The organism is Giesbergeria sinuosa (assembly GCF_042652905.1).
Taxonomy (GTDB): Bacteria; Pseudomonadota; Gammaproteobacteria; order Burkholderiales; family Burkholderiaceae_C; genus Simplicispira; species Simplicispira sinuosa.
In genome coordinates, this window is sequence record NZ_JBHSHJ010000013.1 from 1 (window position 1) to 23,613 (window position 23,613).

The 23,613-nt window shown below is 54.0% G+C and carries 22 protein-coding genes; 11 read left to right on the forward strand and 11 right to left on the reverse strand.

What is annotated here, in order from left to right; genetic code table 11:
- The first annotated feature begins 325 nt into the window (after positions 1–325).
- Both ACFO6X_RS13580 and ACFO6X_RS13585 read left to right on the forward strand, forming a co-directional pair.
- Entirely contained in the window at positions 326–1,369 is a 1,044-nt protein-coding gene (locus tag ACFO6X_RS13580; RefSeq protein ID WP_382433957.1) for a methionine ABC transporter ATP-binding protein, read from the forward strand.
- 4 nt (positions 1,370–1,373) lie between these two features.
- Positions 1,374–2,039 (forward strand): methionine ABC transporter permease, encoded by a 666-nt coding sequence (locus ACFO6X_RS13585; RefSeq protein WP_382433959.1) that lies wholly within the window; start codon positions 1,374–1,376, stop codon positions 2,037–2,039.
- 23 nt (positions 2,040–2,062) lie between these two features.
- Here the strand turns inward: ACFO6X_RS13585 and ACFO6X_RS13590 are convergent, their stop codons facing one another.
- From ACFO6X_RS13590 to msrA, 10 genes are all read right to left on the reverse strand, one after another.
- On the reverse strand, positions 2,063–2,848 hold the full coding sequence (locus tag ACFO6X_RS13590; protein WP_382433961.1) for a MetQ/NlpA family ABC transporter substrate-binding protein: 786 nt from the start codon (positions 2,846–2,848) through the stop codon (positions 2,063–2,065).
- Between the two features lie 98 nt (positions 2,849–2,946).
- Complete coding sequence (locus ACFO6X_RS13595; protein WP_382434110.1) at positions 2,947–3,459, reverse strand: GNAT family N-acetyltransferase; 513 nt, start codon at positions 3,457–3,459, stop codon at positions 2,947–2,949.
- 153 nt (positions 3,460–3,612) lie between these two features.
- On the reverse strand, positions 3,613–4,722 hold the full coding sequence (locus ACFO6X_RS13600; protein WP_382433963.1) for a DUF1513 domain-containing protein: 1,110 nt from the start codon (positions 4,720–4,722) through the stop codon (positions 3,613–3,615).
- Positions 4,706–5,773 carry an imelysin family protein gene (locus ACFO6X_RS13605; RefSeq protein WP_382433965.1) on the reverse strand — a complete coding sequence of 356 codons (1,068 nt, stop codon included), beginning with the start codon at positions 5,771–5,773 and terminating at the stop codon, positions 4,706–4,708. The genes ACFO6X_RS13600 and ACFO6X_RS13605 overlap by 17 nt, the downstream gene beginning before the upstream one ends.
- Positions 5,770–7,236: a di-heme oxidoreductase family protein gene (locus ACFO6X_RS13610; RefSeq protein ID WP_382433967.1), complete on the reverse strand. Its 1,467-nt coding sequence runs from the start codon at positions 7,234–7,236 to the stop codon at positions 5,770–5,772. The genes ACFO6X_RS13605 and ACFO6X_RS13610 overlap by 4 nt, the downstream gene beginning before the upstream one ends.
- 35 nt (positions 7,237–7,271) lie before the next feature.
- Complete coding sequence (locus tag ACFO6X_RS13615; RefSeq protein ID WP_382433969.1) at positions 7,272–8,429, reverse strand: imelysin family protein; 1,158 nt, start codon at positions 8,427–8,429, stop codon at positions 7,272–7,274.
- Positions 8,430–8,550: 121 nt separating this feature from the next.
- Positions 8,551–10,611: a TonB-dependent receptor domain-containing protein gene (locus ACFO6X_RS13620; protein WP_382433971.1), complete on the reverse strand. Its 2,061-nt coding sequence runs from the start codon at positions 10,609–10,611 to the stop codon at positions 8,551–8,553.
- 194 nt (positions 10,612–10,805) lie between these two features.
- Complete coding sequence (locus ACFO6X_RS13625) at positions 10,806–11,204, reverse strand: hypothetical protein (RefSeq protein WP_382433973.1); 399 nt, start codon at positions 11,202–11,204, stop codon at positions 10,806–10,808.
- Positions 11,205–11,206: 2 nt separating this feature from the next.
- A complete protein-coding gene (locus ACFO6X_RS13630; protein ID WP_382434112.1) occupies positions 11,207–11,407 on the reverse strand; it encodes a hypothetical protein in 201 nt (66 codons plus the stop codon).
- Between the two features lie 127 nt (positions 11,408–11,534).
- On the reverse strand, positions 11,535–12,071 hold the full coding sequence (gene msrA / locus ACFO6X_RS13635; protein ID WP_382433975.1) for a peptide-methionine (S)-S-oxide reductase MsrA: 537 nt from the start codon (positions 12,069–12,071) through the stop codon (positions 11,535–11,537).
- A gap of 86 nt (positions 12,072–12,157) precedes the next feature.
- On the opposite strand from msrA, the gene ACFO6X_RS13640 reads away from it, so the two are divergent.
- The 4 genes from ACFO6X_RS13640 to ACFO6X_RS13655 are packed head-to-tail and all read left to right on the forward strand — an operon-like array spanning position 12,158 to position 15,310.
- A complete protein-coding gene (locus tag ACFO6X_RS13640; RefSeq protein WP_382433977.1) occupies positions 12,158–12,850 on the forward strand; it encodes a TetR/AcrR family transcriptional regulator in 693 nt (230 codons plus the stop codon).
- A gap of 30 nt (positions 12,851–12,880) precedes the next feature.
- Positions 12,881–13,594, forward strand: coding sequence for a protein-L-isoaspartate O-methyltransferase family protein (locus ACFO6X_RS13645; RefSeq protein ID WP_382433979.1), 714 nt, complete (start codon positions 12,881–12,883; stop codon positions 13,592–13,594).
- 23 nt (positions 13,595–13,617) lie between these two features.
- Positions 13,618–13,959, forward strand: coding sequence for a rhodanese-like domain-containing protein (locus tag ACFO6X_RS13650; RefSeq protein ID WP_382433981.1), 342 nt, complete (start codon positions 13,618–13,620; stop codon positions 13,957–13,959).
- Positions 13,960–13,978: 19 nt separating this feature from the next.
- Entirely contained in the window at positions 13,979–15,310 is a 1,332-nt protein-coding gene (locus ACFO6X_RS13655) for a TolC family outer membrane protein (RefSeq protein WP_382433983.1), read from the forward strand.
- A gap of 19 nt (positions 15,311–15,329) precedes the next feature.
- Here the strand turns inward: ACFO6X_RS13655 and ACFO6X_RS13660 are convergent, their stop codons facing one another.
- Positions 15,330–18,668 carry an AAA family ATPase gene (locus ACFO6X_RS13660; protein WP_382433985.1) on the reverse strand — a complete coding sequence of 1,113 codons (3,339 nt, stop codon included), beginning with the start codon at positions 18,666–18,668 and terminating at the stop codon, positions 15,330–15,332.
- Positions 18,669–19,125: 457 nt separating this feature from the next.
- Between ACFO6X_RS13660 and ACFO6X_RS13665 the strand changes: the two genes are divergently transcribed.
- From ACFO6X_RS13665 to ACFO6X_RS13685, 5 genes are read left to right on the forward strand one after another with little or no spacing between them, the layout of a single operon-like run.
- Positions 19,126–19,971 (forward strand): type II secretion system protein, encoded by an 846-nt coding sequence (locus ACFO6X_RS13665; protein WP_382433987.1) that lies wholly within the window; start codon positions 19,126–19,128, stop codon positions 19,969–19,971.
- A 22-nt stretch (positions 19,972–19,993) separates the two neighbouring features.
- On the forward strand, positions 19,994–20,857 hold the full coding sequence (locus tag ACFO6X_RS13670; protein WP_382433989.1) for a type II secretion system protein: 864 nt from the start codon (positions 19,994–19,996) through the stop codon (positions 20,855–20,857).
- Positions 20,858–20,896: 39 nt separating this feature from the next.
- A complete protein-coding gene (locus ACFO6X_RS13675; protein WP_382433991.1) occupies positions 20,897–21,823 on the forward strand; it encodes a type II secretion system protein in 927 nt (308 codons plus the stop codon).
- The gene (locus ACFO6X_RS13680) at positions 21,824–22,327 is read left to right on the forward strand and encodes a hypothetical protein (RefSeq protein WP_382433993.1); all 504 of its coding nucleotides are present in this window, start codon (positions 21,824–21,826) and stop codon (positions 22,325–22,327) included.
- Positions 22,324–23,613, forward strand: a complete 1,290-nt coding sequence (locus ACFO6X_RS13685) for a hypothetical protein (protein ID WP_382433995.1) — start codon at positions 22,324–22,326, stop codon at positions 23,611–23,613. Before ACFO6X_RS13680 ends, ACFO6X_RS13685 begins: the two co-directional genes overlap by 4 nt.

A 23,613-nucleotide genomic window follows, 5' to 3' on the forward strand; every position in this document is an offset into this window, starting at 1 on the left:
CCTCACGCGCCATCAACGCCAGCACTTTGGCGTGCTTGTCTTTGATGCGCAGACGCAGGGTTTTGGTGCAGTCCATGACGTAGATTATGGATTGCGCTTAACCCCGGACTGAACTCCGGGGCTTCCCGCGCACCGGGTGATCAGTCAAACGGCTCTCCATCCTGCCCAAAAGCCAGTGCAGGGGGCCATCAAAATAGCCAGCCTATGCCTAGGAACAAAGAAAGGCAAAAAACCATAGTCAAGGCTGAGGCAGGGGAATGCCCCGACTCCTACAATCGCCATCCCCTTGAGGGCACCTCCCTACTTCTCTGCTCTTGGTTTTTTCATGATCGACTTACGGGGTATCACCCAAATCTATCCAGGCCCACAAGGCCCAGTAGAAGCCTTGCGCGGCATTGATCTGCGCATCTTGCCAGGCGAAGTGTTTGGCATCATCGGACGCAGCGGAGCAGGCAAAAGCTCCTTGGTGCGCGTGATCAACCTGCTCAATCGTCCCACCCAAGGGGAAGTGATTGTGGCAGGACACGATCTGGCCCAACTCAACGAAGCCCGGCTGCGCGAAGCCCGGCGCGACATTGGCATGGTGTTTCAGCATTTCAACTTGCTGTCATCACGCACAGTGTTTGACAATGTGGCATTGCCGCTCGAATTGGCAGGCATGGCAAAAAATGCCATTCGTCAGCGTGTCCAGCCCTTGTTGGAGCTGGTCGGCCTAACGGCACTGGCCGACCGCTACCCCGCCCAAATCAGCGGGGGACAAAAACAACGGGTGGGCATTGCACGGGCGTTAGCCAACCGCCCCAAGGTGCTGTTAAGCGACGAAGCCACTTCAGCCCTAGACCCCGAAACCACCCGCTCCATTCTGGACTTGCTACGCCAAGTCAACAAAGAGCTGGGGTTGACGGTAGTGCTGATTACCCACCAGATGCAGGTCATCAAGCAAATTGCCGATCGGGTGGCGGTGATCGATGCCGGTCGTATCGTAGAGCAGGGCCGGGTGATTGAGGTGTTTACCCGCCCACAACAGCCCATCACTAAGCGACTGATTGACGAGATCGTGCCGCAGGACTTGCCCGCCAGCGTGCTTGACCATGTACGTCAGCTCAAAAATCAAGTGCAAGAAGGGGCAGGCCAACTTTTGCGTCTGTCTTATGCAGGAGAGCGGGCCTACCAGCCTATCCTGTCACGGCTGATTCGTGAGCATGAACTGGATTTATCCATCTTGCATGGTCAGGTGGACGAAATTCAGGAGCAAACCTTTGGCTCCTTGGCTGTGTATGTCAGCGGTCAGGAGGGACACCTCGCAAGGGCCATTGCGCAATTGCGCACCGAAGGCGTGCTGGTAGAAGAAGTGAAGACCGAGGGGTAATGGAATGCTAGAAAATTTCTCAGCCATGATGTTGGAGCTGTTTGCCACTTCGCTGTGGGAGACGCTGCTCATGGTCGGTGTTTCAGGGGTGGTGGGCGCCTTGTTGGGCATTCCACTGGGCGTCTTTTTGCGCCTAACAGACCAAAGTGGCATCTTGGAACACCGTGTATTCAACAAGACCGTCGGCTGGATCGTGAACGCGGTGCGCTCTACCCCTTTCATTATCTTGTTGGTAGCTATCATTCCATTGACCAGACTGCTGACAGGCTCTTCGATTGGCACCGCAGCGGCCATCGTGCCCTTGACCCTCACAGCGGCGCCGTTTGTGGCGCGGCTGGTTGAGGCCGCACTGCGCGAAGTAGACCACGGCTTGGTGGAGGCCGCCCAGTCGATGGGCGCGACTACCAGTCAAATTGTCTACAAGGTTCTGCTCCCCGAGGCCATGCCGGGCATTGTGGCCGGCCTGACCATCACTTTGGTCAGCCTGACCGGCTACTCTGCCATGGCAGGTGCCATTGGCGGCGGTGGGCTGGGTGACTTGGGCATCCGTTACGGATATCAGCGTTTCTTGCCAGACGTGATGCTGGCGGTGGTGGTGGTGCTGATCTTCTTTGTGCAGGCAGTGCAAAGTTTGGGGGATTGGGCTGTGCGGCGCTTGAGTCATCGCTAACAACCCATCCCACAATGTCACATTCAGAAGGCTGGAACGACAGCACCTTTGTATTTTTCCTGAATGAATTTCTTGACTTCAGGTGTGCGCAAGGTCTTGACCAACTTCTGAATCAAGGGATCATTGGCCCGGTCAGCACGGGCCGCAATGATATTGGTGTAGGGTGATTCGGCACCCTCAATAAACAAAGCATCCTTGGTGGGGTTGAACTTGGCCTCAATGGCATAGTTGGTATTGATCAGGGCCAAATCCACATCAGCCAGCGCCCGTGGCAGCAAAGCGGCTTCCAACTCACGGAATTTGAGTTTCTTGGGGTTCTTGACGATATCAATCGGTGTGGCCGTGATGTTCTTGGGGTCTTTTAATTCAATCAGGCCTTGTTTTTGCAGCAACAACAAAGCCCGCCCCGCATTGGATGGATCGTTTGGAATAGCCACCACAGCACCATCCTTGAGGTCTTTCAGTTGCTTGATTTTTTGTGAGTAGGCACCAAAAGGCTCAACGTGAATTTTGCCATTGGGCACTTGCACCAAGCTGCTTTTGCGATCTTTGTTGTAGCTGTCCAGATAAGGCTGGTGCTGAAAAAAGTTGGCGTCTAGTTGCTTGTCTTCTACCGCGGCATTGGGCTGCACATAATCACTGAACTCACGCACTTGCAAATCTACCCCCTGTGCTTGCAGATGGGGTTTAACGAAGTTAAGAATTTCTGCATGGGGCACAGCCGTAGCCGCAACTTTGAGTACATCCGCTGCATGTGCAGTGAACGCCAAGGTGGCAATAGCCAACGCAGAGAGGGTCTTTTTGAACATGGAAAATCACTTTCTTAAATAGAAGATTAAAGCGTATTGGATAAAAATTCACTCTAGCACGAAAAGACGTGATAGAAAAGCAAGAAGCCGACGTTCCATCATGGGGATTCTTTGCCTTGTGGCACCATGAGTTGCATAAAAACCAAATCCAGCCAACGTCCGAATTTGGTTCCCACTTCTCTCATATATCCAGTCTCTGCAAAACCCAACTGCCGATGCAATTGGATAGATGGTGCATTGCCAGCCTCAATAGCCGCTACTATCACATGTTTGCCAAGTTGCTGCGCTCGCACAACCAGTGCTTGCATCAAGGCTTTGCCAACACCACCACGCTGCATTGCATGGTGTACATAGACAGAATGCTCCACCGTATACTTATAGCCATCAAAGGCACGCCAATCACCAAAACTGGCATAGCCCAAGACTTGGTTTTCTTCATTGACCGCCACCAACACCGGGTAGCCTGCGGCTCTTCTGCCTTCCATCCATGCAATGCGGTTGGCAATATCTACGGTGCTCTCATTCCAAATGGCTGTAGTATTCACAACCGCATGGTTGTAGATTTCTAAAATTCCAGCAATATCTTCAATGCTGGCATCTTTTATTTTCATGATGCATTCACAACGGTAAGAAATATACAACAGTGTACCATCTTGCCTATTGCAAATTATACTTATATTCTTTTATCCATTTTCAGAAGTCAGATATTGATATACCAATAGGTAATATCCCCCATCGACTCACTCATCGATTCACCCGTCCAATCAAGGTATCGATTGCCAGTGGTTATCCCACTGGCATTGCGTAGCCACCCCATGTGCAGCGGCCAACGGCGCAATTGTCTGCTGCAAGATTCCTGCTTGCCCAGCAGCCAGCCATCGGGTAGCAGTTCGGGCCAATGCTCCTGCGCCAGAATGCGCAACATTGGCAACCCAGCAGCCATCGGCGGTGTAAATAGCAATCACATCCGCTCTAGTGCAACTGACCGCAAAGCCAGACCCCGGCAATGCAATGATGTCACCGCCATAACCCATCACGGGTGGTTGCTTGGTTGCGGTATGCAGCCCCACGCCGTCCCATACCGCCAACACCGGTGCGGTGTGGCGATCTGCGGCACCCAGATGTTCTGCCTGAAGGGCGATGCCCAAGCGTTGTGAAGATGCGTCCCAAGCCAAGTGGCGAATGCTGAGCCAAGGATCACGCAAGCGCCACTGGCCCAAAACCTCCCCCCGCAGTGGTGACAATGCCACCAAAGAAGCATCCAACGGCTGTTGCGTTTGCTTGTGTCTGCCAGACTCCGCCAAGGTGCGTACGCCCCCGTTGGCGACCATTAAAGTACCGGCCGGATAGCGTCCTACCCTCACAGGCAGGGCAAGCAACTGGTGGGGATCTAAGCCTTGGGTGTCAAACTCCTGAATCTGTTCCAATGTGGTGGCATCTCGCAGCCCCAACAATCCGCGCTGAGATTCTTGGTTGGTCTCGGTGCTCCAGAGATGTTGTCCATCTTGCGATAACAAGATATGGCCGTTGAATTGACGATCCTCTTCTATCCAGTGCCACTGAGTGGTAGCGGTGGCACTGTTCCAGCGCAATATCCAATCCCCCGGTCGGCGGGCCACGGCCAGCACACTGCCGGATGGCTCAATCAGCAGGCCATGGGGACGTGTTGGGGTCTCCAAAGACTGTGCAATAGAGCACTGCTGGGTGTCCAACGCCACGATGCCAATGTGATACTGGGCCTGCGCTTGCCAGGCAGCCAGTAATCGGGTCGGCGGTGTCACGGCTGCTTGGGCCTTGGCAGCCAAACTCCAAGCCGCCACTATGTGCAAGGCTTGCCTGCGCGACAAGGCCATGCCTTCAGTCACCATCGGCATCCGAAAACCCCAAAGGAATATCGAGTGCCTGTGCCACCTCGTTTTGGTACCACAAGGTGACGACTTTCATTTTTTTGGCAACAGCCAAACATTCGGCAAGGCTGCTCTGGGCTGTCAGATGCTCTATGGCCTTACCCACCTCGCCCAGCAGGGCGCTCCAACGGTTGGCAATGACAAGATGCCCTTTTCCGCGCAGAAGGGCTTCTATTGGAATCAGTTGCTCCTCCGGTTGAGGAGGCCGCTTTTGTCCTGGACGAAGCAATGCCTGGGTTTGTAAGGCTTGCCATTGCGTTTGCCATTCCAACACGTTGTGCGCCATCTCATAACGTGCAAATGCAGCAGGTGCTGCACGGGTACGGGCCTTTTGCAGGGGCTGCTCTATGTGCATCCAACGCAAACGCTCCCAGCCCCCCAGCCATTGGTTGATCCATTCGGCCATGCTGGTTTGCGTGGTTTGTTCAGAGCTTGTCCAGTCGCGGGTGGCCCACTGGGCAAATTCTTCACGCAAGGCTATCGCCTCCGCCTCAATGCCCTGCGCCAGCAACACCATGTAGGCACATCGGGTGGTGGGTGCCACACTCTGGTCACGCAACAGGATTTCTAGTGCAGGAAACCCCTTGGCAGGAGAGCCGATAGATGCCAGCTCTGCCAAGGTTTGGGGTTTGCGTGCCAATGCCTTGTCCAAAAGGGCAGGACGTGTGGGCCAAAAGTCGATCTGGCGCTGAGAGCGGCGCTGCAATACGGGCCCCAATGCAGGAGTGGCCAACGTTTGCCATGACATCAATGCCTTGGCCCATTGCCGATGCAATCGCTCTGGCGCATCTGGTTGGGTGCAATAGTCCGAGGCTGCCCCCACCAGCCTCTGTGCCTGCACGGCAAAATCTTGGGCCAATTGGGGGAGATGAATACAGTAAAGCCCTTGCAATGCCTGTGCTGCACTGTAATAAGGAAAAACCAGCGGGGCGGGCTGTGCAGACACCACACCCCAAGGGGCCAAGCCAAGCAGCGAAGCCTTCAGCACTTGACGACGTGCCGGTGACACGGGGTTCATAGCGACTCCACAAATTTCACCAGCGCAGCACGTTCTGCCTTGTTCATTTTCAGCACCTGTTGTTTGCTGTGCTCCGCTTCTCCACCGTGCCACAAAATAGCCTCCAGCACATTCTGCGCACGCCCATCGTGCAGCAAGCGTTGATGGCCGTTCACATCTTTGAATAGACCGATTCCCCACAATGGCGGCGTTTTCCACTGGCGTCCGTTGGCAAGAAAGTCGGGGCGCCCATCGGCCAGCAAGGGCCCCATATCGTGCAACAGCAAATCTGTATAAGGCCAGATCTTTTGTCCTTTCAGTTGGGGGCTGGTGAGCAAGGGGAATGGCCCCTCTTTGGTCACATACTGGGGACGGTGGCATTGCGCGCACTGGGCTTGGTGAAACAAGGCCTGCCCACGCAAGACCTGTGCCTCTGTCGGGTGGCGTCGAGCGGCTGGGGCCAATGTGGCTTGATAAAACACCGTGTGCGCCAGCGTTTGGTCATCAATTTCTGGCTGGTTCGCTGTGGCGCTTCGGGCAGGCATCAATCCATCCCGGCCACTTGTCTTGCCTCCGCCGTGGGGCGCAGCACCACAATCTGTCTGAGCAGGCGTGCAGGCCTCCTGCGGAAATACCGTAGAAGTGATTCCAATATCACCCAAAAATGCACCGGCGGTTTGGTGTGCCAAGCTGGCCACATTGGCCTTCCAGCCAAAGCGCCCAATGCGTTCTGCTTGGGCATAAGCGTCCCACACCCGATTGGGCTGGCCTTTGATGGGCCCAGGTGCGTGGGCTTGGATGCGGGCATTCTCTAAAATGTCCGCCTCGTCAATCGCCTCCAGCAAACCAACACCGGCCAAGTGTGGGGCAATACGGGGGCTGATCAGCGTATGGGGTGACAACGGCCCATAGCCCAGATCGCTCAGTTCATAGTGGGGCTGTAACAGGGTGTAGGGTGTGCCATCGGCAAACCGGCCTCGGACAGGCTTGGTGCGAATAAGCACCGTCCCTTCGGGCTTTACCCCTTGAATGGCTGCGTTGTTGAATTGGTCTCCATACACCGGCTCTGGCACGACACCAGCGCCTGCTGCCGGCGTCCCTGCTATAGACAGCCTGATCAACAGTGCCACAGCGGCATCGGGCTCTGGCCCCCACGTTTTTTCATAAATGGGCGGAGCCCCACGTCCATCCATCACATGGCAGCCTGCACAAGAGCGGGCAATAAAGTGTGGCCCCAATCCGTCACGGGCGGTGGTAGAAGCTGGTGCCTCTACCCAATTGCGTTTGAAGAACGAATTGCCGATAGCAAACCGGGTACGCTCCGCATCATCCAAGTTAGCCAATGGAAACGAAAACGCATTGCGTCCAGTGGCATAGACCGTGGTTTCTCCCCCAGTTTTTTCCCCCAGTGGATCGGCATTTTCGCTGGCCGACGGCCATACCGCATAGCTTAGGCACCCCAACCCCACCAGGGTTAACGCCATCGTTTTCGCAAGCATCGCGTTTGCACCCCAGGCGTTTATGGCTGCACCAATGTCAGTTTGGAGATGCCAATGGCATTGGCCGTGTTGACCAGCAATTTGGATTGTTCTACCAAGCTGTGGATAGTGGCTTGTACCCGTTGGCGGCCTGGAGCTTGGTTATCTCCCATGATTTCGCGGTCAAAAGGGGCTTGGATGGCTTGTGCCGCCTGCACCGATTGGTCAATCTGTTGTTGGGTTTTGTCTGCCAGTGCTTGGTCTTTGGCTGCTACCAGTTCTCGCAGCCCTGGGCCTTGCAAGATGGAACCGTCACGGCGTTGGTACTGCCCCAGCCACACATTGCGAATGCCAACGGCATTGGTAACGATATCGCGGTGGGTGTTGTCAGAAAAGCAAGAATGCTCATCTTCCTGGTCTTGTGAGTTCAATGCCACCTCCATGCGCTCTCCGGCCAGCTCGCCACGAGAGAGTGACCCCAAACCGACAATGATTTTTCGTACCGATTCTTTGCCGCCTTTCTCAAATTGGGCCCGGTAATTTTTTTGCTGGGGTTCCCAAGACTTGACCAGAAAAGACAGATCGTCCACCAACAACGCTGTAGCCACCGTCAGAAATTGGCGGCGGCGGTCGGCATGGGCCTTTTTGCCATCGACAAAATCTTCAAAAGAACGCTCTCCGGGGCCAGTCTCGCTGCGGTCTTGGCCCCAGAGCAGAAACTCAATGGCATGCCAACCTGCGCTGATGTTTTCTTCACCCCCGCGCTCATTGAACTTGCGCAGATTGGCCTTGCTGATCTTGAACTTTGGGTTATTGATCAACCCACTGCTGGCCTTGCCTTCTACGTAGTCCACATAGGCCTCATCAAGGGGCCAAGCATTGATCTGCCCTTCGGGGCCACGGTCGTCATCGATAGGGCCAGCATAGAAGCGAAAAGCCTCTGTCTGACCATAGAACTCGCGGGCTGCCAGCCATGCTTTGCGCGCTTGTTGCAAATGATCTGCCGATGGTGCAGCCACCAACACAGCAATGCTGGTTTGCAGGTCTTGGGCTGCAGTCAGCGTATCGCTGTAGTTGGCATGCACCAGTGTTGCATAGTGTTTTGCCACATCGGTGTGCCCTACGTCAGCAAAGGCTGCAATGGGCGCGGCAATGGCAAATGCCAAGATGGCAGAAGAAATGGCAGAGTGAATGCGCATGGACAAGTGCTCCAGGTAGATGAGGAACTGGTTTTTCTCGATAAGCTCTGCATAAATGCAAATCATTATCAACACTATACAATAGCACTGCCACCCTTGGCATCGGACGCGATGTAGCTGCTTAAAAATCCATGCGCACACCCACCGTGACATTACGGCCTGCCAAAGGAGCCGCCTCTTTGATAAAAGAGGTGTGGGCATAGGCCAGCCGGTCATTCAGGTTGCGCGCCCGCAGATACACCTGCCAAGGCTGACCACTGCTGGTGCGGGCATGGTAAGAAAGGCCCAGATGGAGCATGCCGTAGCCTGGCGTTGGGCTTTCAAACGCTGCTACCCGCGTTTGTCGGGCCACCTGTACCCACTCGGCATGGCCTTGCCATGCCTGCCATTGGCCCTCCAAACGTGCGCCAAGGCGGGCTGCAGGAATGCGTGGCAAGAGATTGCCCCCCTCCAAGCGGGCGCGAACCACATCGCCAAACAACGTGACTCCCCAATGGCGATGCAGGCGTTGGTGCAAGCGCCCTTCCAAGCCCGTCAAAGTGGCATCTTGTTGACTGTATTGCAGCAATTGCAAACCGTCGAGTTCATCCACCGTACGGCCATAGATATAGTTTTTGACCCGATTGTGAAAAATGCTCACATCGAATGTGGTGTCGCCGGCTGTTTTGCGCAGTCCTAAATCGATGTTCTGTGCCGTTTCAGTGCGCAGTGACGCATTGCCCAGTTCGTAAGTGCGGGTGGCCATGTGCAGGCCGCGTGCGTACAACTCTTCTGCGGTAGGAAGGCGCTTGGCATGGCTCCATGAAGCCGTCAGTTGGTAGCCCGGCACCAGTTTCCAGACAGCGCCCAAAGCCACCGATGTGCCGTGGTGCGATGCGTCCAGGCCGCTGCCAGCGGCCAGCACGGTTTGCCGTTCGTGGCGCAATGCTGCCTCAAAACGCCAGCGATCCCAGCGGTATTCCTCCAACAAAAACACCCCTTGGGTGCGGGTATCGGTGGGCTGAATGTAGGCTTCTTCACCCTCGGCCTCAAAGCGCCGCTGAGATACCTGCATGCCCAACAGCCCCCGCCAGCCAGCGATGGGCAAGTGCTGCAGTTCCACTCGGGCATCATGGGCTTGGTTACGAAAGGTCGTGGCAATCGTGCCTTCTTCCACCTCATGGTGCCGGTAGTCGGTTTTACCCGCCCGCAGACGCAAGGCACTAAAGCCTGGCAAGGGGTTACGCAATTCACCACGCACATCTACCCGTTCGCTGCGCAAATCAACGACAGGGACACCATGTTCTTCACCGTGATCATGGTCATGTTCGTCGTCATGCTCCAGTGCTGCACCGTGGCTGCCGCAGTGCAGATGCAACCCGTGAACATGGCACCCCTCGTCACTGTGGTTATGGCCCGGCAGACCGTAATATGCATTCTGACGGCTATAGGCTAACCCCAAGTAACCACGCTCACCCACCCAAGAAACCCCTAGGCTGGCGCTGTCTGTGTCATTGAAACTGCCCTCAACCTTGCGCCCAGAAGACCAGCCCCGACCCACACGGTAATCATCGGCCTGGCCCTGACTACCTTCAAGGTGGATGGCGATATTGCCCGCTCCCCCTGTCAGTGAGAAAGCGCCCGCCCGTTCATGGGTAGCACTGCTGGCCCGCAGTTCGGCACTGCCTTCGTAGCCTTTGGCGGGAACAGCCGTAGGCACTTTACCATCCAACACATTGACCACCCCACCGATGGCCCCGCCTCCGTGGATCAGCGCCGCTGGGCCACGCAACACTTCAATTTGTGTGGCTAGCAAAGGATCGGCCACGACCGCATGGTCTGGGCTGATGGTGGACGCATCGTGGATAGGTGCTCCATCGGACAACAACCGAACACGCGGCCCATCCATCCCACGAATAATGGGGCGACTAGCGCCTGCACCAAAATGGCTGGAGTGAATACCCGGCTCGCCATCCAGCGTTTCACCCAAGTTGGACTGGCGCTGCTGAACCAGTGCATCGCCTTCCAGCACGCTCACGGGCATGGTCATATCACTGCTGGTTTGTTGCAGCCCACTGGCCGATACCGTTACATCGGGCAACACCGCCGCAGGCGGGGTAGACACAGGCTGGGATTGGGCATGTGCTGTGCCCACAGCCCCCACCATCCAAGCCACAGCACAAGCCAATGGTTGCAAACGCATGGGGGGAGAAAACTTAAAAAAAGCCGAAGAAGACATAGCAAAGAAAGAAACAGGCACACCACCACCCAACTCCGCTGTCGTAGGGAGTCGGGACGTCTGGAATGCAAAAAACAAGCACCAACAGCAGGTCAACACCTGTCTGGATCAGACAAGGTCAATACCAGCCATTGAAGAGAAGGTTTGGAGCGGGGGATTTAGCCCAACCAGAAGACTGGTGGTGCGCGGGCCTGAAACGCTGCCACCTGAACCATCCCTGTGTGCCAATAAGGCGGTGCAGGGACGGGCGCAACAGGTGCCAGTGGGGGCAGCGTGGGGAGGTGTATGTTTGGCTGTACCCAAGTCCATTGATCGAGCAACAAACAGTCTGCCGAACTGTGTACGCCAAACAGCCGTGGCAGGCCTTCATCATCACCACGGTGGTGCTGTTGCAGATGGGGTGCAGCAGCGGAAAGAGGGGCCACCACACCATGCCCGCCATGCAGGACACGGTGCATTTGCCCCAAAGCAGGGGCCAGCGCCAGCAGCAAGCCACAGACCCACCACAGCACCGTGTGGTGGGTCTGTCGCAGATGCTTGCGGGCCTGCAAACGCATTCTCAGTGGGCGTGTTTCATGCCACAGTACTTGCCAATCGCCAAACCCTTGCAGGCCGATTGCAGTTCTTTCATGCACTGCTCAGCGTCTTTACCAGAGGCCAAACATTGTGCAGCCGCAGTATGTGCAGCCGCCATTGCGCGGTGGCGTTCAATATCTGCCTGTTTTTCTTGCTCCGAATGGGTTTGTGCCTGTGCCAACATCACTGGAGCGCACAGGAGAGTCAAAGTGCAACGAAGCCAAAAACTACGCATAGCCAACCTTTTTGCAAAGCCCAAAAAACCCACCAGTGTAGTGGAGTCGCGCACCCAAACAGTGCCCTGCTAGATATCAGGGCCGTAACCACTGGGCAAAAGTTTGGCGAAATTTGGTCAACTTTGGCGCAATGATGGCCGCGCAATACCCTTGCTCTGGATGACGGGCATAGTATTGGTGGTGGTAGGCTTCTGCGGGCCAAAAACAATCCAAAGGAGCTACTTCCGTCACGATGGGTGCATCCCATAGTGATGGGGCATCGATTTCTGCCAACCACTGCCTCACCTGTTGCTCTTGTTCTGGGCTGTGGCAATAAATGCCGCTGCGGTATTGCGTACCCACATCATGACCTTGGCGATTCAAGGTGGTGGGGTCGTGGGTAGCAAAGAAAACCTCCAGAATCTGCGCCAACCCTATGGTGTCAGGATCAAACGCCAACTGCACAGCCTCTGCATGGCCTGTAGTGCCACTGCATACCTGTTCATACTGGGGATGGGGGGTGTGGCCATTGGCATAACCACTTTGCACGGCTGTAATGCCGCACAAACGGCTAAAAACCGCCTCGGTGCACCAGAAGCAGCCGCCAGCCAAGGTGATGTGTTGAAGAGTCATAGCACCATTGTCCATGCCTACCGATTGACGCTGTGACTGTAGGTGATTACATTACTAACCAGTCAGTCATTAAAAGCAGTTACCGCGTGCCCTCTACCCCTTCCGATTCTTTGCCCTTGAAGACGACACGGATTCGTGTGCGCCGCAAACAGGCGCGTCCTGCCGAATTGTTGGATGCGGCATTGGATTTGTTCGTTGAGAAAGGTTATGCCGCCACCAAGGTGGAGACTGTGGCGGCTCGGGCTGGTGTGTCCAAAGGGACTTTGTTTTTATATTTCCCTAGCAAAGCCGACCTTTTCAATGCCGTGGTGCGAGAAAACATCGGCATCCGCTTTAGGCAATGGAACCAAGAATTTGAAGCTTTTCAGGGCAGCACTGCCGACATGCTGCGCTATTGCTACCACTCTTGGTGGGAACATGTGGGAGCCACCAAGGCATCGGGCATCACCAAACTCATGCTGTGCGAGGCGGGCAACTTTCCTGAGATTGCCTTGTTTTACCAGCGTGAGGTCAGTGAGCCCGGCCACGCCCTGATCCGGCGCATTTTGCAACGGGGCATAGACAGTGGTGAATTCCGATCTGTGGATTTGGACTATGCCGTCCATGCCGTTGTTTCGCCGCTCATGTTTCTCACCTTGTCACAACATGCCAGTCTGGCTTGCGTCCCCGGCTCTTTGACGGTGTCGCCACCGCTGTACCTGGAAAATCAGATCAATATGCTGCTGCACGGACTGCTTCAGCCGGAAGCAGGGCCGGGCATCCTAAAATCGCAGGCTTGACCCTGAACTGCCCTTGCGGAGAACCTTTCCATGAACATGCCCCTGAACACGTCTTCCATCCACACCAACGACCCGATTGAGCAAGCCCGCTACAACATGGTTGAGCAGCAAATCCGGCCGTGGAATGTGTATGACCCCGATGTGCTGGAGCTGCTGCACAGCCTGCGCCGTGAAGATTTTGCGCCTTCGGCATACCGCCATCTGGCGTTCATGGATATCGAAATTCCGCTGTGTGGCACCCCAGAAGAAGGCATCCGCACCGGCCAGTGCATGTTGGCCCCCAAGATTGAGGCCCGTCTGCTCAATGACCTGCAAGTGCGCAAGCATGAAAAGGTGCTAGAAATTGGTTCCGGTTCTGGCTACATGGCGGCCCTATTGGCTCGCTGTGGTGCGCAGGTGTTGGCACTGGAAATCCAACCAGCACTGGCAGAGATGGCACGCATCAACTTGCAGCGTGCAGGCATCAACAATGTGACCGTGCGCCAAGCCGATGGCTCCCGCGATCCCCTGCCCGAAGGGCCGTTCGATGTGATCGTGCTCAGTGGCTCGGTATCAGAAGTACCACAAGAACTGCTGGCCAAACTCAATGACGGGGGCCGTCTGGCTGCCATCGTGGGCGATTTCCCAGTCATGCGCATGACGATTGTGCAACGCAAAGGCGCCCGCTTTGAAACCACCCAGCCGTGGGACACCACTTCACCCCGCTTGCAGGGCTTTACCCAGCCCTCCAGTTTCAAGTTCTGAAGCACCTGAAAGAGCAGCACGGCATGGTCGATCATGTACGCCCCAAGGCTCTACCGGCTTGGTTCGCATCGTTGAGTAGCAGTCATGCGCCGCTGGTACTGGATGTGCGCGAACCTTGGGAGCTTCAGACAGCTTGCATTGCCACAGAGCCTCTGGAGCTATTGGCGATTCCCATGGGCCTTGTGCCCGCGCATCTGAGCCGCCTGAACCCTGAGCGCCCCATCGCCTGCCTGTGCCATCACGGGGTTCGGAGTTTACGGGTAGCCACCTTTCTGGAGCAACAAGGGTTCCAGCATGTGGCCAATATTTCCGGCGGCATCGATGCTTGGTCACAAACCGTTGACCCATCGGTGCCACAGTATTGAAACTTCTGCACAACCTGCCATGCCCATTTTTCCCAGGCTCCTGCCTCTTACTCTGGCCCTCGGGGCCGCATTGGCTGCGCCCGCACAAGCCCAAAGCCTGCGCGCGTTGGTAGAGTCGGCGCGCCAATACGATGCACAGTGGCAATCAGCACAAGCCCAGTTAGAGGCAGCACAGCGGCGAGCCGACCAAGCACGGTCTGGGCTATTGCCCAGTGCCGGTTTGTCTGCAGGAGCATCACGGGCACAAACTGGTGCCAGCCAGCTTCCACGCGATGTCAGCCTGAGCACACAAACCATGGGCATTAACGCATCCCAGCCGCTATACCGTCCTGCCAATCGGATCACTTTAGAGCAAGGCTTGCGCAATGTGGATGCTGCACAGGCCCAGTCAGATGCGGTAGCACAAGAATTGCTGATACGTGTGAGCCAAGGTTACTTTGATGTCTTGGCAGCCCAAGATACCCTCACCTTCGTACAAGCACAAAAAGCAGCCGTGTCAGAACAATTGGCAGCGGCCAAGCGCAATTTTGAGGTGGGGACATCCACAATCACCGACACACGCGAAGCCCAAGCCCGTTATGACTTGGTGGTTGCCCAAGAAATCGCCGCAGAAAATGACCTGCGCGTCAAAAATCTGGCACTCGACCAATTGGTCGGCTTAAACCACACGCAACCATTGCCTTTAGCGCAACCTTTGGCGTTGCCCAGTTTGCCCCTAGACAACAACCCCTTGCCTTGGGTAGAAAAAGCCGAGGCAGAGCAGCCTTTGGTGCGTCAGGCAGCCATCGCCTTGGAAGTGGCCCAACTCGAAACCCGAAAGGCCGCCACAGGGCACTTGCCCACATTGGATGCACAGTTGGGCTACAACGTGCAACGCTCGCCCAGCGGGACTGTCAACGCGCCTGGAATTTCAAGTCGCACCCACAGCACCAGCATCGGGGTGGCACTCAACTGGCCCTTATTTGCCGGTTTTGCCGTACAAAATCGGGTCAAAGAAACCTTGGCACTGGAAGAAAAGGCGCGCGCTGACCTAGACCACTTGCGCCGGACAGTGGCCCAAAATGCCCGTGCAGCCTTTTACGGCGTGCAATCAGGTTGGGGGCAGGTGAAGGCACTGGAAGCGGCTGAAGCCTCTAGCCAAAGTGCGCTAGAAGCCAACCAGTTAGGCTATCAGGTAGGAGTTCGCATCAATATGGATGTGCTCAACGCCCAAAGCCAGTTGTACCAGACCAAACGCGATCTGGCAGCAGCCCGTTACAACGTACTGATGGGCACACTCAAATTGCGTCAGGCCAGTGGCAGCTTGAGCACAGCAGACATAGACGCCATTGACGCCCTGTTGGCCCGATAAGGCCCATCCACTGGATAGGTCAGTCCAATCGCCCACGGTGGTATAACCAACCCTTCATGTGGTGACCCTGCATCAGTGCCTGTTTCAGGGTTTTACATGCTGTGCCATGCTGGTTCATGGATCGCAATGCCAGTGCCTTGACGCGCATCAATTCCATCTGCCACATTGCATCTGTATTGCCCACCATCGTTTGCAATGATTGGTCGGCTAAACGAAGCGCCATTTCAAAGTTTCCACACAGCACCAAGGCTTCGGCAGCAAGCCACTTGGCAATGGGTTCAGCAGCAGGACAAGCTTTTAAAAGGGCATCCACCTGATGGGTGATGTGTGTCCATTCCAGGTTGGGTGCATGAACTGGTTGTTCTAGCATACAAAGCAAAGAGGCAAAACTACCCCATAAAGACAATCCTTCTGTGTTGGCAATATGGGCAGATTGCTGTGCATGTGCCAAACCCGATTGACCGCCTAGCCAATTGAGCAAACCGGCCATTGCATGAAAGATCGCTCGGTCTTGTCGGGTCGAAGAGGCTTGGGCATAGCGTTCTGCCTCATGCAATGCCTGCATAGACAAATCCCAATTGCCATGCAACCACTCTAGGCAGGCCATCTGACAACAGCCCATGACCAGCGGATCAGAAAGAAAATAGCGCCTGCGGCGCTCCGCACTGAGCCGCTGACCAGACCCGAGCAAATGCTTAAACCACACCCTTGCTTCATCACGCTGGCCTAACCAAAATGATGAATTGATCATGGCCCAACACACGGTGTGATAGCTTTCTGCATCGGTAGCCCGATGCACCATACGCAGTGCATGTGCTTTACCCTTGGTGTTGGATTGTGCACTGGCATGAAGGTAAGAAAGAAACAGCGCATCAAAAGCCACATCGGGATGCTCTGGCAAATGCGCAATATTTTGGCAAATAATACGCGTCAGGCGATGGGCCTGCCGACTTCCATAGCCTTGCAGTGCAATCAGACAACGGACATGCTGTGCGCGGGCACGCATTCCTTCAGCATCAGCACCATAGCCTATTTGGCTTATTTTTTCAAAATAACTACAGGCGGTAGATATATCATCTTGCTTTAAAGCACCTTGTGCCGCCATCAGCCAACAATGGCGTGCCATCTCGATATTTTTGGCCTGCAACCAAATGTCTGCTGCAGCGGTATAATTTTCTTGGGATTGCAATAGTTCTGCACATTGCTTAGCATGATCTAAAAAGTCAGATGCAGAAAGTGTAGAGAGAACATAGTCACGCACCAAAGGATGATGAAAGGCAAAATATCCATTTCCTCTATCCAATAGAAATCCAGCAGACTTTCCAAGATCAATAACTTGCGCCGCCTTCAATTCACCGCAAAGAAAAACAAGATTCTGATATTGAAAACTCATCCCCTGCATGGCAGCAAATTGCAGCGCCAATTTGGATGATTGCATACGATTAAGTGTGGCGTTGCAGTATTCAGCAAAGTGGGGGTGCAATTGATCTTCACCCCAAAAATCAGCAATAAGATATAAAGGAATGCCCCGCGAATTTAATATCTTGCCTTTGATTTTTTTGGAATCTTCATCACCATTTTTATTTAAAGCATTGATAATTTCAAAAGCATCACTCTCACCAAGGGGCGACATGATGTAATCATAATGATTGCTATGCCTATAAGCATCTATCAGCGGCTTACTTGTTGTGTTATTAGTACGCCTAGTAGAAACCAAGAGAGACCCCTGCATGCAGGAGGAAATTTTACTGACAACACTCTTGGTAACATCGTCTAGCCAATCCCAGTCATCTACCACAAAACAAATAGCTTTCTTTTGCAGAGATAAAAATGAAGCAAAAATTAACATGGATTCCATCAACGCAGATGAATCCACTTCTTCTAATTCAATGAACTTCGTAATTATCTGACGGTGCTTTTCCTCTAAAAATTCACCTGCTTGCGCCATTAAAAAATGCAATCCACCAGCTATGTTTCCACATACTGAATGCTCTAAAGCACTGATAAAAAGCATCTCTCTTAACCCTTGCCCACGAGTGTGCTGACTTTCTGGCTTGCCTGCAAACCACCAGACATGTAGCCCAGCCTTCTGTGCCCGATGTGCAATCTCCCAAGCAGAACGACTTTTACCAAAACCGTCGTTTCCAATAATGGAAATTGATTGGCACTCGCCTTGCATGGCATGACATATTTTTTGATCTGCCACCTCCAATAATTTACTATGCCCAACAAACCCAGAAAATGGTACCGACACAGGTGGAAAATTTGCACGAAACGAATGTAAATTCATTACATGCAACATAAAATCATGCTTTATGCCCCGAAAACGAATGGGGCCTTTTGCTGGCTTTTCTTTATCGTGCAAAATATCGGAAAAACTTTTACAGCAAACAAATTGACCCACATCTGCATACAAGGCCAACCGATAAACCAATCTTGTACGCCACCCTTGAATACGCCATTGACCCTTTGAGAAAAATACATGTACTTTTCCTGCTGTTGCCCCCATGCGCAACGGCAAAATATCGCCAAAACGCTGCCACAAAATAGCGACAGCCTGAAGAATCTGACGCCGCGCCCCGGTGTGAACATCAAGATGCCCAAAGATTATGGTGCATCCAATATCATCGGTTTCTATGATTTCTCCACCCAATGAGCGCAATATTTTTTGCACCTCGAGAATGACTTCTTCGGGGTCTTTATTTTGCTGTTGATGAAAGACCTCAAACTCATTTCTCTCTATACGCAGCAACCCTAGGGTTGCTACTTCATTGAATTCATAATGAGCAGATAGATTAACCCATCTTGCTGCACTATCAATGTCATTTAAATTATTTTTCTGTGCTACAACAATAAATTCATCAATCGCTTTTCTTCTTAAAGAAATCCAATCATTGAAATCTTCTGATACCACATCATCAAAGCCAGCAAGCCAAGACTCCTCCATCGCATCCCTCATCAAAACTTGTACAAGATTTGATGATTTTTTAGTCTCCCCATGAAAGATAGATTTCAATACAAAAAAATCTGACGCTACTTTTCCCAACGGAATAAATGCAACGTTTTCTCTATCAATCTGAATGGCTGGCGGCAATCCGATTGATTGCCATGTTTTTGTAATATCGGAGATAACAACACGCAAATTGGCCTTGGCTGATGACGCATCTTGGTGGGGCCAGAAATATCTGGCCAAAGCATCTCTAGAAACGAGCCGCCCTGGCTGATAGGCTAAAAACGCCAAAATAGCCACAGATTTTTTATATTTGAATTTAATGGCTGTTTTTTTATTTTCACAAATAACCCCAACCAACCCAAAGAAACTCAGTATTATTTCTGGCGAATAGTCTCTATTATTCATGGCTCTGATTTATTTTTATTTCTTCTGAGTGATTTTTAGCTAAAGAACGGCGTAATAATTCAACATTAAAAATCTATTTTTTAAAAAAACATGGTTTTAAATCATTTTGAGGCCATACTTGATGATAAAAAATGACCAGTTTTGTCCAAGCAAATTTTTTAAGCAAGCAAAAAATTTCCACACAGCTTCCCAAGCTAATTCTATAAAACGCGATCTCACGAAGATTGCAATTTATTTCAATTGGTGCCATGCAGAGGCACCCACCTGCCTCACCACCAGACGTCAAGCCCCCACTCCACAGCACCTTGGCGCTTGGGCCACACAAGCACGAACCATAGCTAAGATGTATCGAGGTGGCAGCTCTGATTGTCTTCTAACGATTCTCTAACGATTGCTGAATAGAGTATGCCCATCGCCCGTTATGGGCATGTACAACTTCTCACCGCTTGAGGTAATCATGCGATCTTTCATTCCTAGGCTGCCAGTACGGCGGTTGCCTCGTTTCGCTGGCTCTCGTGCTGCACAAGGTGGTTTCACACTGGTGGAGCTGGCCATTGTGCTGGCGGTCATTGGTCTCATCATTGGTGCAGTAGCCATTGGCAAAGACGTACAACGCAATGCCGAATACACCAAGATCAAGAACAAGTTCATTGACCAGTGGGAACAGGCCTACAACCAGTACTACCAGCGTACCGGCGTCGTGGTGGGAGACTCTCAAACACAACCACGGTTGATGGTCAATGGTACTGCCTATACAGCCACTGGCAACAACCCCATCTCTGGTGGCAACATGGCCACACTGATCGCTGCTGGTAGTGAGCCCATTCCTGTCTGCGAACGCAATCCAGAAACTGGTGTGATGCGCTCCGATGCACCACGCACCGATCTGCGCAATCTGATGACCAGAGTGGGGGTTCGTATGCCGCCTGGCCGGGCCGAAGGACAAGAAGATTTGTATGTCTATACCGATACCAATGGCTCACCACAAGAAGTTCAGGTGTGTTTCCAGTGGAATCGCCCCACAGTGCCTGAAGGTGCCGGAAACGTCATGGTGATTGCCGGTTTGACCCCCGATTTGGCCCGCATGCTCGATCAAATGATTGATGGCAAGCCCGACGCCCGCGAAGGCCGTTTCCGGTTGCGGGGCATTGGCAACGATACAGCCAATGGCCCCGGTGTTGAATGGTCAGCCAACAACAGTTATGGCCGTGGTGCCACTGGCACAACAGACGTTGGTGCTGGCAACACCCGCGACGAAGAACAGGTCATCACCCTGACCGCCATTTACAAAATGAACCAGTAAATCCGCTTCGGGGAACTCCATCATGAACTCTCTACTTCAACAGCCCCGGCATCGGGCCCGTACGCTGCGCCAACAAGGCTTTACTTTGGTGGAGCTGGCCATTGTGCTGGCGGTCATTGGTCTCATCATTGGTGCAGTGGCCATTGGCAAAGACGTACAACGCAATGCCGAATACACCAAGATCAAGAACAAGTTCATTGACCAGTGGGAACAGGCCTACAACCAGTACTACCAGCGTACTGGTGTCGTGCTGGGAGACAGCCAAACCGCGCCCCAAAACATGGTCAATGGCGCACGGTTTCTGGCAGCAGATGCCGCTAACCGTTCTGGCCGTGACATGACTGGTGTCACACCGCCCAACGCTATTTGCCGGGCGGCTGCAGGGCAGGGCATGCCCCGTGGCTTTACTGCTGGCACCGATCCCGATTTGCGTGTATTGATGAACCGGGTGGGTATCCGTATGCCCCCAGGCCGTGCCGAAGGTTTTGAAGACCGCTATGTATACCTAGACAGCAATGGCAACCCGCAAGAAGTGCAGGTTTGCTTCCAATGGAACCGGCCATTGGCTAACGGTTCAGACAACAGCCTGGGTGATGGTGCTGGGAACGTTATGGTCATTACCGGATTGACCCCCGACTTGGCCCGTTCACTCGACCAGATGATTGATGGTAAGCCTGACGCCCGCGAAGGCCGTTTCCGTCAGCAGGGCATTGCCAACAATGCCGACTCGGCAGGTGGTAACAGTGGTACAGCCAACGCCCCCGGTTCTGAATGGCATGCCAACAACCGCCAGCAAATCACGGCCAATGCAGCCGGTGGCGATGGCCGCACTTTTGACGAAGACCAAGTCGCCATCGTGACCGCCATCTACAAGATGAACCAATAAGCGCCTGATGCGCAGTACCCCATTGCAGGAGATTTCTTCATGAGCAAACCACATTCCATCCACAGACTGCACCGCCAAGTGCAACAGGGCTTTACCCTGATTGAGCTGGCGATTGTGCTGGCAGTCATTGGCCTGATCATCGGCGCAGTAGCCATTGCCAAGGATGTACAGCGCAATGCCGAGTACCAAAAGGCAGTGAACAAGTTTGCCTACCAGTGGAAAATGGCCTATGACCAGTATTACCAACGTACGGGCGTTGTGCTGGGTGACTGTCAGCAAGCACCAACCTATATGGTCAATGGTGCTGAAACCGAGATTCCGACCGGAACCAATGCTTGCACGCGCCCTGGTGGCTCGGGCACGGCTGGCATTCCTGAGAATTTTGCCAACCGTGGTCTGAAAATCTGCAACGGACAAGGCTATGCAGCAGGTCAGGTGGGCTTGGGCGATGCCACACTGGCCACCCAAAACCTGCGTGCTTTGATGACCCGTGCTGGTGTGCGTATGCCCCCAGGCCGTGGTGAAGGGCATGAAGACCGTTTTGTCTACATTGACTCCAACGGAAATGCCGCCGAATTGCAAGTGTGTTTCCAGTGGAACACTTCGGGCACGGCCAGTGGGGCGGGCAATGTGATGGTGGTGCGTGGGCTGACGCCTGATCTGGCACGCTTCATGGATCAAGTCATTGATGGCAAGCCCGATTCGCGTGAAGGCCGGTTCCGTATCCAAAGTCGTCCCTCGCATGCAGCGGCCACTGAAGCCAATGCGCCAGGCACACAATGGGAAGCCAACAATACCCAAGGCAACAATATTGCGACAACCGCCGCTAACAGTGCTATGGGGGGCAGCGACACCCGCCAGACCATTGACAACACCAGCGGTAATACAGCCGGGACGAGCACAGGACGCACCTTTGATGAAGATCGTGTGATTCTGTTGACTGCCCACTGGATCATGGAGCAGTAATTGAACGGCCTGCGCACCTTCAAACTTTTGGCCCTAACCTGTGCAACTGTACTGTTGGGGGGAGGGGCATGGCTGGCCCAGCGCGGGCTGACACAACTGGCCATGGAACGCCAGCAGTCAGCCCAGTTGCAGTCCGAACTGGACAATGCCCGCAGGCTGATGCCTGAAGTGGAAAAGCGCGAACGATTGGTGCGCTCAGTACAAGACATGGCCCGGCAGGTGGATCGCATGGGGTTTGACCCTTCACAGTGGCGTGAACGCCGGTTGCGCCGATTGCCGGGGCCAGCCACCCGTTTGGAGGCCACGCAATTCTTGGCTGAACTGGGGCGCGGCACTGAGCGCACATGGTTTGTGGCCGATGTTTTTGAAATTGCGACTGTGACAAACAATGCAGGGCTGTTCCACCCCCCCCAACCGGGGGATCTGGGCCTGACATTTGGCATCAGCGGCACTTTGCATTTTCATACGGCCTCTGCGTCGCCGACTCCCAAGGTGCTGCCATGAATGTTGAACACGTATACCGCATCACCGATGCTGGGTGGGTGCACTGTCATGGTCATCAGGTGCAAGATGTGCCTGCTTGGCCTAGTTTGAAACACAGCGCACTGGTGGTGCTGGATCTGGATGACATTCCTACCGATGTGTGGCGGTTTGAAGGCAAACCTGAATATGCTTCAGCACTGATTGAAAAGCGTATCCGCACAGAAGGACTGGTTGAAGGTACAGCGCATATCGTCATTCATCGATTGGTCAAAGTTCCGCGTGGCTTTCAGGTATTTTTCTCGGCCATTCCGTTGGATTTTTGGCAACGGGTCAGTCAATGGGCAGAGGAACAGTCCGACCACTGTCTGATCATGACAGTGGCTGGATTGTTGTCGCAGGGGGTGTCGATAGGCAAAGCACGATTGCTCTTGTCACAACGGCGACTGACCTGTTTTGCCCAGACAGATGCTGGCATGGTGTTTAGCTCCACCCAGGCACTGGGTCAGGGCATGTCTGTGATGAGCGGTGCCGCGCGGGTTTTGGTGGCGAACCACAGCGAGTTGTTGACCCGTTTGGGTGCCGGTGCCGTCGAATGGGGCGCACTCTGGAGTACCAACACCACCGACACCAACGATTGTCTGACCATCTTAGAGGCCGTGTTAGGCAATGCACCACGCACCCTGCCTGCGGTAGAGTTGTCTGGTGTGGGTGAACGGATACAAACCGTATTGCCTTTGCTGGCAGTTCAATCCGCCAGCCAGCACGCACTCAATCCTTTGTTGGGGCGGGTGGCTTGGAAGGCAGAGCGTTGGGTTTCAGTCATCACTGCCATCACCGCCATCGCAGGGGTGGGTTTGGCGGGCGTTGGAATGCTCACGAGCCAAAAGGCACAGCAGCAACATGCTGCCAGCCAAGCATCCCGGGCAGAGTTGTCCAAATTGCAGGAGCGTATCCAATCGGTGTCTTCTGTAGATGCTCCCAAGCAACTTTTACCTCTGGCCGATTTTGCCCGGCAATTGGATGAAGGCGCACGGCACGATCCCGTGGCCTTTCTGACCACTCTCAAAGCGGCAGCAGGCAGTGATATTTACATCCATCGTGTGCGTTTGGAGCTGGCAGGACAGTCCCGCCAGCGGTCTTTCCGCGTGGATGGCACCGTCGCTGTCGGGGCATCGGCATCTATGGTGCGCTGGAGCAACCAAATGAGTGCTGCCGGTTGGAAACTGAAGGCGTTAGAGCCTGCCAATCCTGCCCCAGGTGCCTTCTCATACGAACTGGTTGCTATGGCAACTCCATCGGGAACTTGA